The following is a 12,177-nucleotide window of genomic DNA, read 5'->3' as shown; positions in this document are numbered from 1 at the left end:
ATGAAAAAACTTCTTGTATATCTTAGAGATTACAAAAAAGAAATAGCGCTAGGACCTTTGTTTAAGCTGTTGGAGGCATCTTTTGAACTTATGGTGCCTCTTGTCATCGCAGCTATGATAGATAAAGGTATTGAATTAGGGGATAAGTCATATGTAATTAAAATGTGCATGATACTTATCCTTTTGTGCGTTATCGGATGTATAAGTGCGATAACTGCACAGTTCTATGCAGCTAAGGCTGCGGCCGGCTTTGCAAAGAAGGTAAAAAGAGCTCTTTTTAACAATATACAATCGCTGTCATTTTCAGATATGGACAGGATCGGCACATCTGCAATGATGACGAGGATGACAAGCGACATAAATCAGGTTCAGCAGGGCGTTAATCTTACTATTAGGCTTTTGCTGAGGTCGCCTTTTATTGTCTTTGGCGCAATGATAATGGCGTTTACGATCGATGTCAGACAGGCGCTTATTTTTATTGTGACGATAATTCTGCTTTTTGCGGTTGTCGGCGCGATCATGGGATGGAGCATCCCGAAGTACGGCGAGATTCAGAGTAGGCTTGATACCGTATTAAGGCTCACAAGAGAGAATCATACGGGAGTCAGGGTGATCCGTGCATTTGGACTTGAGAACGAGGAAAAAAATAAATTTCATAAGAGCAACGATTCGCTTATGGAGCTTCAGAGCTTTGTCGGCGGAATTTCTTCGCTTATGAATCCTGTTACTTTTGCAATTCTTAACATTGCGCTCTTGTTCCTAATTTATAAGGGCGGAGTTTATGTTGAAGCGGGCGAGATGACAAAGGGTGAAGTTGTTGCGCTTTATAACTATATGTCCCAGATTCTCGTAGAGCTTATTAAGCTTGCGAATCTTATTCTTACCATCACCAAGTCAATCGCATCAGGAAACAGAGTTCAGGAGCTTATCGAGCTTAAGTCTTCCATGGCTGACGGAAACGTTGATACATTTGATGAAACGGATGAACACGTTGTGTTTAACGATGTGTACATGAGATATGAGGGTGACAGTGAGGATTCGCTTGAGAAGATAAATCTCACGGTAAAAAGAGGTGAGAGAATCGGAATTATCGGAGGAACAGGTAGCGGAAAGTCTACGCTTATTAACCTTATTCCAAGATTCTATGATGCCCGCGAGGGAAGCGTTGTAATTGACGGCAGAAATGTCAAAGAATATAAGCTTGATGCCCTTAGAGAGAGAATCGGTATCGTTCCTCAGAAAGCGGTTCTTTTCCACGGAACCGTCAGGGACAATATGCGCTGGGGCAAGAACGATGCGACGGATGAAGAGATTTATGAGGCTCTTCGCATTGCGCAGGCTGAAGAGATTGTTAAGGGAAAAGAAAACGGACTTGATCATATGGTATCGCAGGGAGGAAAGAACTTCTCAGGCGGTCAGAAACAGAGACTTACCATTGCGAGAGCGCTTGTAAGAAAACCTGAGATACTTATTCTTGATGATTCGGCTTCTGCGCTTGATTTCCTTACTGATAAGAACTTGAGAAAAGCAATCGGCGAGATGAAAGATGCACCGACTACTTTTATTGTGTCTCAGAGAACGTCCGCTGTTCACGACTGTGACAAGATACTTGTTCTTGAAAATGGCGCGATTGTCGGAATGGGAAAGCATGATATGCTCCTTGAAACTTGTGACTTATACAAGGAAATATATGAATCTCAGTACAAGAAGGAGGGAGCGGTATGAAAAAAGGAACGCTTAGAAAGGTGCTTCACTACGCGGGAAAGTACCGTGGACTTGTCTTTTTGTCAATGATACTTGCTGTTATCACGGCAGCACTTGCGCTTTATATTCCTATTCTTGCCGGAGGGGCGATAGATCTTTTGGTTGGAAAGGGGGACGTTGATTTTGGCAAAGTGATGGCGGTTCTTATGAAGATGCTTGCAGCTATCGTATTTACCGCAATCTGCCAGTGGGTGATGAACAAAGCAAATAATGCGATCACTTTTAAGGTTGTCAGAGACGTTAGGGCGGAGGCTTTCGATAAGCTTCAGATTCTTCCTTTCGAATATCTTGATAAAGTACAGACGGGCGAAATAGTGAGCAGAATAGTGGCGGACATAGATCTTTTTGCGGACGGGCTTCTTATGGGCTTTACGCAGCTCTTTACGGGGATAGTGACTATTCTTTTTACGCTTGTATTTATGTTCTATCTGAATTTCAGGATTGCTATAGTTGTAGTTGCTCTTACGCCGCTATCTCTTATTGTTGCGAGAGTAATTGCGGATAAGTCGTTCAAGCTCTTTAAACTTCAGAGCGAAGCAAGAGCAGAGCAGACTTCGTTTGTTGACGAGATGATAGGCAATCTTCAGGTTGTTAAGGCGTTTGCTCATGAAGACGAGAATATGGAGTATTTTGATGAGGTGAACGGAAAACTTGAGGATGCTTCGGTTAAAGCGGTTTTTGTTTCCGCAATAACCAATCCGGGAACCAGATTTATCAATAACCTCGTGTATGCTTTCGTTGCGCTTTTTGGTGCGTTTGCTTGTATCAGCGGCGGAATGACGGTTGGTGGACTTACGATCTTTTTGAGCTATGCAAATCAGTATACTAAGCCGTTTAATGAGATTTCAGGCGTTGTTACCGAACTTCAGAATGCGCTTGCCTGCGCAAGACGTGTCTTTGACCTTATTGAGGAAAAGAGCGAGGAGAAGGATAAAGAGACGGCTCCGGAGAAGTTTACCGCTGAGGGTGTTGTGGATATAAGTGATGTTTCTTTTTCCTACGATAAGAAAAAGAAGCTTATTGAAGACCTTGACCTTAGTATCGTTAAGGGGCAGAGAGTTGCGATAGTAGGACCTACCGGAAGCGGAAAGACAACGTTTATTAATCTCCTTATGAGATTCTATGATGTTGACAAGGGAAGTGTTAAGATTGACGGCTATGATATCAGGGATATCAAGAGGCTTGATCTTAGAGATAATTTCGGCATGGTTTTGCAGGAGACGTGGCTGCGGCACGGAACTGTCAGGGATAATATTACTCTCGGAAGAAAAGATTTTAGTGATGATGATATAATCGAGGCGGCTAAAGCGACTCATGCGCACAGCTTTATAAAGAAGCTTCCTGATGGGTATGATACAGTGATTTCGGAGAATGGCGGAAATCTTTCGCAGGGTCAGAAACAGCTTCTTTGCATTACCAGAGTTATGCTCAATATTCCTCCGATGCTGATTCTTGACGAGGCGACTTCTTCAATCGATACGCATACCGAGATGAGGATACAGAGGGCGTTTAATAAGATGATGAAGGGCAGGACGAGTTTCATCGTTGCACACAGACTCTCGACCATAGTCGAAGCGGACGTGATCCTTGTTATGAAGGACGGACATATCCTTGAGCAGGGTAAACACGAGGAACTTCTGGGTAAGAAGGGCTTTTATTATGAATTGTACAATAGCCAATTCGCGTAAAATGTGGTGTTTGATGCAATGATTTGCGATGATGACTTGTTTTGTTACCGGATTTGTTGTGCGAAGAAGCTGAAATAGCACATATTTACTATGGTTCAATATTTTATAGTTATTTTTCGAACTATGTAATAGAATTAGTATAGATGCTTTAAATATGAGGGGAATATATGAAATCAAAAAAGAAAAAAAAGAGACCTGTTTTTGTTATCGGACACAAGAATCCCGATACGGATTCTATATGTGCTGCGATTACATATGCGAAACTTAAGAGCGAGATAACAGGTGATGAGTATATTGCAGGAAGAGCGGGGCACCTAAACGAAGAGACGCAGTTTGTGCTGTCTCATTTTGGCGTGCAGATTCCTGTTTATATTAAGGATGTCAGAACTCAGGTAAGAGACATGGAGATCAGGATGCTCGACGGAATCGGAGCGGATCTTTCTCTTAAGAAAGCCTGGGCTGAAATGCGTGACGCTGAGGTTGTGACTTTGTGCGTTACCGAAAATGATGAAGTAAGCGGAATAATAACGACGAATGATATTGTTGAGACATATATGGATGTTATAGATCCCGGGATTTTGTCTTCTGCAAAAACATCGTACCAGAATATTGTCGAGACTCTTGATGGTGAGCTGATCGTGGGCGATATCGGAGATACCCTTGATAAGGGAAAAGTTGTTATCGCTGCGGCGAGCCCTGATATGATGGAGAATTTCATTGAAGAGGGCGATGTTGTTATTCTCGGAAACAGATATGAGTCACAGCTTTGTGCGATTGAGTTAAATGCCGGATGTATCATAGTCTGCGAGGGCGCGGATGTTGCCAAGACTATTAGGACTCAGGCAAGAGAGCACGGAACCAAGATTATCACAACTCCGCATGACACATTTGTTGTGGCAAGGCTTATCAATCAGAGCATGCCTATAAGCTACGTTATGAAAAGAGATAATGTCGTCTGCTTCCACATGGACGACTACATCGAAGATATTCAGGAAGTTATGGCTTCCATGAGACACAGGTATTTCCCTGTGCTTGATAAGAATGAGCATTATGTCGGAATGATCAGCCGTAGAAATTTCCTTGGTGCGAAAAAGAAGCAGCTCATTCTTGTAGATCACAATGAAAAGAACCAGGCTGTTAACGGCGCGGATTCTGCGGATATTCTGGAGATTATCGATCATCACAGGCTTCGCACGATTGAAACATCGGGACCTGTATTTTTCAGAAACCAGCCCCTTGGTTCAACATGTACGATCATTTATCTGATGTACAAAGAGTACGGAGTTGATGTTGATAAGGTTACAGCGGGACTTCTTCTTGCTGCAATCCTTTCCGATACGCTTATGTTCAGATCGCCGACTTGTACTAATATTGACAAGAAAGCGGGAGAGGAACTTGCTTCGATAGCGGGCGTTGATTACGAGGGATTTGCAAAAGAGATGTTCCATGCGGGATCCAATCTTAGCGGCAAGACTGCAAGCGAGATTCTTCATCAGGACTTTAAGAAGTTTACAGTCGATGATATGAACATCGGAATCGGCCAGATCAACTCAATGAGCTCTGAAGAACTTCTTGATATAAAAGACAAGGTTGAACCTGAACTTAAGAAAGCTGCGGAAGATGATGGTCTCGACATGCTGTTCTTCATGCTTACCAACATAATCGACGAGTCTTCTGAAGTTCTTTTCACCGGCGCAAAGTCGCAGTATACCATCAACAGCGCCTTTGGCATAAACGTCTCCGGCGACAAAGCAACACTTCCCGGCGTTGTTTCGAGAAAGAAGCAGCTTTTGCCGGCAATTGTTGAGGCGATTCAGAATTGAGAAGCTTGGGAATTATATTTTTAAAAGTTAAAATTGAATTGATGGAAATGTTTATTTAAAAAATGTTAATGTACTTATGATGCTATTCAATGTTTTGACCTTGTATTTCCATTGAAATACTAAGTTTGGCATGACTTTGGCTATTGAGCCTACCGGATACCCTATATTCTGGTAGGCCCTTTTTGATTTTTAAAATTATATTGCAGGAGTGCTTTAAAAATCGTATAATTTTGATGTTAAACATAATGTTACAATAACGTGTTGGAGGTTATAGTGAGTAGAATCGGGGATTGCAGAAGAAAGATTGCAGAAATCAGAGAAGACATCAGAGCAATGAGGGAGAAACAGACAGTTATCGACGGCTATATCAGACAGATTGAGACCCAGAAAGATACACTTGATGGGATAGATCTAAGCAGAGCAGGCGAGTGGATTGGCGTTAACGAGCAGAACGCAGTTAAGACTAAGAACGTCTGCGTTTTTAGAATGGACGGTGCAAAAGGCGAGTGTACGCGGCTTAGAAGCGCCATAGATAGGATGATAAGTGAAGCCGAGGCTCAGATCGCAGAGCTTGAAGCTGAGATAGAAAGAATTGAAGAAGAGGAAAGACGTGAACGTGAGCGCGAACGCGAACGTGAACAGTCTCAAAATTAAGGATAGCGGGGATGGTAAACAATGAGTGGTAAAGGTGAAAAGATACAGTTGGGGAAACAGGCGGTAGATGCGCTTATTTCAGATATAAAAGATTCTGCAAACGTTCTTGAGATTAAAGATTCTGCATTGGCAAAAGCCGGACTCATCGGCGAAGATGCCTCACTCCACATGATCAAATATATAGCTGAGAGACAGAAAGATCTGACAGCAACATATAAGGATGTTGTAAGTATTGATACTGCAACACTTTTAGATAACAGTACCGGCAAGATAGTTGAAACAGATATTGATATTGCCGCGAAAATAGATAGGGAAGAGGGTTAATACTTATGGAAAATAAATGGATAAACATGGCGGAATTTAATGCTTACATAAGTGACCTTTTTTCTGCTATGGATGAATATGAAGAAAAAGCTGCAGCGCATAAGAGAGCGCAGGACAGCTTTACAGGGGAAGCAAACTGGGAAGGAAAGAGTGCTGACAAGGCAAAACTCCTTGTAGGAACAGTTGAGCAGGCAAAGCTTGATGAAATACTCAGGATCGAAAGGGATTTTAGGGCTATTCTTACGGATTATGTAAGTGGCTTTAAAGCAGCGGTTGATGAAGCCGACGATGCCAAGATAAGCACGATCGTTCTTGAAGGACTTAACATAGAACTTCATGGCTGTGCTTCTGTTTATAAAACATGGGCAACAAGCATGGAGGTTTTAAAGGATAACATTCACAGCAGGTTTGGAAGTAAGTACGGAAACCGCGATGAATACGATTTCTTTATGGCATCAAATGCTTACGGGAATCTTTGCGGAAACGAATCAAAAGACGGAATGATTCTTGACCTTATTAACAGGTTCACCAACTTCGATAATCAGCAGGCGGCCAAGATATCGTCTGTTAGTTTTCCTTATAGAATAGGCAAATTAAAACAGGAGATTGAAGAACTTAGGAGCTGCAAAGGTTTACTTGTGAATGGTAACGGCGACATTGAGATGGGCGTTATCGAAAGGCTTGGTGATTTCCTTGAGGACAGCGTAAAAAGAGCACAGGGTTCGGGAAGTTTTGTAGATAAACTCGGTAATAACGTGCTCAGCACAATTCTTAAGTATGACCCTGTAAACATGTGCAGCGGAAACTATATAAACGAATACGTTGACATTGAACTTGGAGGTAAATATCCTCTTTCATTTGCAAGATTCTACAATGCAATGGATAAAAAGGGCGGACGTCTCGGAAAAGGCTGGAAGCATACCTTTGAAAAGCGCATTGTGGAAGAAGACGGAATAATAAAGATAGAAAAGTCTGACGGAAGTAAAGGTGAGTATAAAAAGATTGATGATGTATATGACAAAGACCTTTACTTCGAAACACAGGGCGAACAAGGACTCCTTGAAAAACTTACAGGCGGATATGTTATCACTCAGGATGACGGCACATATGAGAGATTTGATGACAGGGGATATCTTGTAGCGCTTGGAGATTTCGACGGCGATAATGTATCTTTTACATACGATATCGTTGGAGGCAAGCGCTGTGTTACACATATAAGTACCAAGAACGGAAACACTCTTACATTTGAGTATCTCGAAAAATGTATCTTTAATGAACTTGGAAAAACAAGAGTTACGCTTATGACATCTGTTACCGATCAGGCGGGCAGGTGTGTTTCTTATGCCTATGATGATGACAGGCTCACAGAGATAAAAGGAACTGACGGAGCAGTAAGGAAGTTTACATACACGGAAGATGGAATAATCAAGGATGTAATTAATCCAAAAGGAATTACATCTATCACAAATGAGTATGATGAGCAGGGAAGAACAGTAAAGCAGAGTTTTCCTGACAATACTGTGATGACATATGAGTATGACGACGAGAAGAAGATAACGGTTGCCATAGAGCAGAACGGCAATAAGGTTACTTACACGCATGATGATTTTGGAAGGCATATAGAGACAGCTTACTATGACGGTAAGGAAACTTATTCATACAATGGTATGAATCTTAAAACAAGTATTACCGATAAGAACGGCAATACGACCAAAATCGCTTATGATAACAGAGGTCATGTAACCCAGGTTATTGATGCGCTTGGAAATAAGACCAATATTACCTACAGGGCAGACGGAAAGCTTCATACCGTAAAAGGACCAAGAGACGACACATACAAATATTTTTACAACAAAAACGGCACGATAAAAGAGATTGCTGCTCCCGGAGGAAATGCCAGCATTTTTGCATACAGTGACGGAAACATAAAAGCAGTCTATGACGATAGAGGAATAGGGCCAATCTTTACTTATGATGACAGAGGAAACGTTGCTACAGTAACAGATCCTGACGGGGTAAAGACAAGCTATAAATATGATGATCTTAACCGTGTCGTAGAAACAGTTTCTGCTGACGATGCTAAGACTACATTTGAGTACGACAACGCCGACAGGATCGTAAAGACAACAGATGCCCTCGGAAATACAAGGGAATACAGATATGATAAGTCGGGAAAAGTGACTTCTGTTAAGGAATTTGATGGAACTCTTAAATGTTATGATGTAAATATCATGGGAAGGGTTTCAAAGGTAACCGACGAAGCAGGAAGAAGTACAGAAATAAGCTATAACGTAATGGGTAAGCAGGAGCTTGTATTACTTCCAAACGGCGGACAGATAAAGTATGAGTACGATCCTCTTATGAGACTTATTAAAGTCACAGATCCCGAGGGAAGAACAACAGGCTATGATTATGATAAGAACGGAAATGTAACGGCTGAGTATCTTGGCGATGTCAGGGTAAAGAGCTATGTTTATGATGCCCTTAACAGAGTTACGGAAGAGATAGATGCTCTCGGTCATAAGACAAGCTATACATATGACGAAGCAGGTAATGTTACGGAAGTAACAGATGCTCTCGGAAATGTTTCAAAGCGTGAGTATGACCTTTTAGACAGAGTGACAAAGGAAACGGACGCTCTTGGAAATGAAGTATCTTACAAATACACCAAAATGGATCTTATAGATTCAATTACTGATGCATCAGGAAGAGTTCGTAAGTTCACTTACACAGAAGGAAAAAGACTTACATCGATAAGCTTCTGCGGTGTAACAGAGCAGGAACTTACCTATGATGAAGCCGGAAGAGTAAAGACAAGAAAATTTGCTGATGGTTATGAGATCAACTATGGTTACGATGCCTTAAGCCGGGTAAATAAAGTAACAGGCTCAGACGGAAGATGTGTTGAATACGAGTATGATGCACTTGGAAGAGTTACAAAGGTAATTGACGGAAGCAGTATAACACTTTACCTTTACACGGCAACAGGACGCCTTAAGTCTGTAATAGATGCTCTCGGAAATGAGACAGCTTATACATACGACAGTCTTGATAACCTTAAAACCATTCACAGAGTTGAAGGAAGAATAAGCCTTGAAGAGCAGACTGACGACTATATGCCGACAGTTGGAAAAGACGGTCATGTAACGCTCTATTCATATAACCTTGCAGGTCAGCTCACAAGCGTAACAGATGCTCTTGGGCAAATTGAAACATATGAATATGACCAATACGGAAGACTTCTTGCAAAGACTGACAGGGATAACTATAAGACAACTTATAGCTATAACGCTTTGGGAAGTGTTTCAAATGTCGCATATTCAGACGGAAGATCAGTAGCGTTTGCGTACAATGAGCTTAATCAGCTTAATCAGATAAATGACTGGAATGGAAAGACAATTCTTGAGAATGATATCCTTGGAAGACTTACAAAGGTAACAGACTTTAAGAACAGGACTGTAGCTTATGAGTACGGCGCTACAGGTGAGAAGACTAAGCTCACATATCCTGACGGAAGAGTGGTTTCTTATAACTATGATGATAAGCTTCAGCTTAGGAGCATTATAGGAAATGGAGAAGAGACTACTTATGCTTATGATAATATAGGACGTCTTTCAAAGAAGACTTTTGCAAATGGCGTAAGTCAGGCTTATACATATATGCCCGGTGGAAACCTTGAAAGTATGATCAGTACTGATCTGGAGGGAGTACTTGATAAGTATTTCTATTTTTACGATAATTCGGGGCTCATAAATGGTATTGACAGGAGCAGACGTGGCCTTGACAAAGTATCAGGTAGATATGAGTACAGCTATGATGCTATTGGACGTTTAACAAAGACAACACATGATGGAATAACAAAGGCAGCATATGAGTATGATGCGTTTGGTAACAGAACAGCAATGTCTGAGATTGTGCCGGATACAGAAGAAAGCATAAAGACTTCTTACACTTACGATGTCCTTGACAGACTTGTAGAAGCTAAGGAGCTTAATAACTCTCAGGCTATCCTTAAGACCTACGACTACGATAAGAGAGGTAACCAGACAAAAGAGTTCATAAACGGTCTCTTGCAGAAGACCTTTACTTTTGATGCTACAAATATGCTCTCAAATGTAGTCGATAAGGACAAGGGAGAACTTGAGAATCAATACAACGGACTTGGATTTAGGGTATCATCTACAAGACCTGAGGAAAAGATAGAGTACCTGTGCGATCTTTCGAAGGATTACTATAACCTTCTTGAGAGAACGGTAAATGGCGAGACAGAGAGCTTTGTATATGATAACAATGTAATCTCAATGTCAAAGAGCGGCAACAACTTTTATTATCTTCAGGATGAACTTGGCTCACCTATGTACATGACAGGTACAGACGGAGTGGCTGTAAGTGCATATGCTTTTGATGATTTTGGTAGAAATATCAATCCGTTTACAGGAAAAGTACGTAACAGCAGAAATAATAGTGCATCAAAGCATGCTTACACAACAAATGGAAACATCATCCAGCCGTTTGCCTTCACAGGATATCAGGAAGATGCTGTGTCGGGGCTTAAGTTTGCGCAGGCGAGATTTTACAGTTCTGATAACGGAAGGTTCCAGTCTGAAGATAACGTGAAGGGATTCATTGATAGTCCGTTTACGCTTAATCATTATGGCTATTGCTGGGACAATCCAATCGGATTAGCGGATTTGGATGGTAATCTTCCTAAGAGGATGAGTAATGTAGTTAACAAAGTTAAAAAAGGAATGAACGAGGCAGGTAAATTTATTTCAGATAATAAAGGAACCATTATTAAAGTGGGAGCAACAGTTGCAGTTGTTGGAGCCCTTGCTGCAGGTGTAGTGTTTGCTCCGGGGGTTGTAGGATTTGTTTGTGCAACTGCTTTGACATCTGGAACAATAGCTATGGGAGTAGACACTGCGGCGCAGGTGATTGCAAATAAAGGTTTTTCAAATTATAGTTTGGATCAAACATTGATAGCAGGTGCAGGAGGTGCATTAGGAGGGGCGTTAAGTTGTATAACGGCTAACCCTACAATGTTGTTTGCAGGAAATGCAATTATAAACGGAGCTGCATATGCTGGAACTCAGGCGGTTAATGGTGAAAAGATTACTGCAGAAGGGGTGATTATTAATAGCATAATTGGCGGTATAACAGGTAGATTTGCGGGGTCGTCAAATGCGAAAATGAAATTTTTAAAACACGAAATGTTTTGGAACAAAATGAGAGAAGTAGTAGGTTCAAAAACTTCTTGGATTAATGAAATCATAAGAAACACTGTTGAGGACGTTCTAGGTGGCTTTATTAGATCAACAGTTTATGAAATTACAAGATATGCTACATCTAGTTTTTTTTGGTGGACAGAAATTTTGGGATGAAATGAAGTATATTTGGGACGAAATTAAATTTTGTGCAGGAGATTAACTAAAATGAGATTTATGGTTATAATCATATTTTTTTTATATTTTCTTAGTTGGTATATGAATGGAGAACGTCGTAATAATGTTTCATATCATAGAATTATTATTTCTAAGGGACTAAAGATAATATTGAATCCATTTCACAAGAATAATGAATTTGATTTAACGTCGGTGATATTTGAGATGTATGCGCATATTAGTCTGATTATTGTTTTGATATTCTGGTGCGCAAATATTGGCTTTAATTATAGCGCATGGATGTTGGCTACACTTGTTCTGTTTTGCGGGACTGGAGCTCTTAGTTTTATTTTTGACTTAAAAGAATGTAAGTCTCTTTTTTCAAAAATACTGACATATATAATAATCTTTATATTGTTATTTGTCGTTATCATTTCACTAGTCATTTTAGTGTGGATTTTATTAAAGAAATAGATGTGTATATTGTTGGCTGGCGGTACATTATTCTGGTACAGATGGAATGGCTAAATTTTCTATGCTTAT

General features: G+C 40.8%; 6 protein-coding genes. All 6 read left to right on the top strand.

Translation table 11 applies throughout. The features are described from left to right. The 6 genes from CD00_RS0105410 to CD00_RS0105385 all read left to right on the top strand — a co-directional run bounded on the left by CD00_RS0105410 (position 1) and on the right by CD00_RS0105385 (position 11,634). On the top strand, positions 1-1,725 hold the full coding sequence (locus CD00_RS0105410) for an ABC transporter ATP-binding protein (RefSeq protein ID WP_026655027.1): 1,725 nt from the start codon (positions 1-3) through the stop codon (positions 1,723-1,725). Further along, the gene (locus CD00_RS0105405) at positions 1,722-3,452 is read left to right on the top strand and encodes an ABC transporter ATP-binding protein (protein WP_026655026.1); all 1,731 of its coding nucleotides are present in this window, start codon (positions 1,722-1,724) and stop codon (positions 3,450-3,452) included. The genes CD00_RS0105410 and CD00_RS0105405 overlap by 4 nt, the downstream gene beginning before the upstream one ends. A gap of 167 nt (positions 3,453-3,619) precedes the next feature. Further along, complete coding sequence (locus CD00_RS0105400) at positions 3,620-5,275, top strand: putative manganese-dependent inorganic diphosphatase (protein WP_026655025.1); 1,656 nt, start codon at positions 3,620-3,622, stop codon at positions 5,273-5,275. A 273-nt stretch (positions 5,276-5,548) separates the two neighbouring features. Further along, positions 5,549-5,929: a DUF5082 domain-containing protein gene (locus CD00_RS0105395; RefSeq protein ID WP_026655024.1), complete on the top strand. Its 381-nt coding sequence runs from the start codon at positions 5,549-5,551 to the stop codon at positions 5,927-5,929. 21 nt (positions 5,930-5,950) lie between these two features. Further along, the gene (locus CD00_RS0105390; RefSeq protein WP_026654099.1) at positions 5,951-6,253 is read left to right on the top strand and encodes a hypothetical protein; all 303 of its coding nucleotides are present in this window, start codon (positions 5,951-5,953) and stop codon (positions 6,251-6,253) included. Between the two features lie 5 nt (positions 6,254-6,258). Next, positions 6,259-11,634, top strand: a complete 5,376-nt coding sequence (locus tag CD00_RS0105385) for a DUF6531 domain-containing protein (RefSeq protein WP_026655023.1) — start codon at positions 6,259-6,261, stop codon at positions 11,632-11,634. The last annotated feature ends 543 nt before the right edge of the window (positions 11,635-12,177 follow it).

The organism is Butyrivibrio sp. AE3003, from assembly GCF_000686065.1.
GTDB lineage: Bacteria > Bacillota > Clostridia > Lachnospirales > Lachnospiraceae > Butyrivibrio > Butyrivibrio hungatei_A.
The sequence above is the reverse complement of the archived record's forward strand: the minus strand, read 5'-3'. Positions and strand labels throughout refer to the sequence as shown.

What these genes read in the sequence shown, in the direction of transcription:
- CD00_RS0105385 (WP_026655023.1), top strand. Translation starts at nt 6,259, where the DNA reads ATGGAAAATAAATGGATAAACATGGCGGAATTTAATGCTTACATAAGT.
- CD00_RS0105410 (WP_026655027.1), top strand. Translation starts at nt 1, where the DNA reads ATGAAAAAACTTCTTGTATATCTTAGAGATTACAAAAAAGAAATAGCG.
- CD00_RS0105400 (WP_026655025.1), top strand. Translation starts at nt 3,620, where the DNA reads ATGAAATCAAAAAAGAAAAAAAAGAGACCTGTTTTTGTTATCGGACAC.
- CD00_RS0105390 (WP_026654099.1), top strand. Translation starts at nt 5,951, where the DNA reads ATGAGTGGTAAAGGTGAAAAGATACAGTTGGGGAAACAGGCGGTAGAT.
- CD00_RS0105405 (WP_026655026.1), top strand. Translation starts at nt 1,722, where the DNA reads ATGAAAAAAGGAACGCTTAGAAAGGTGCTTCACTACGCGGGAAAGTAC.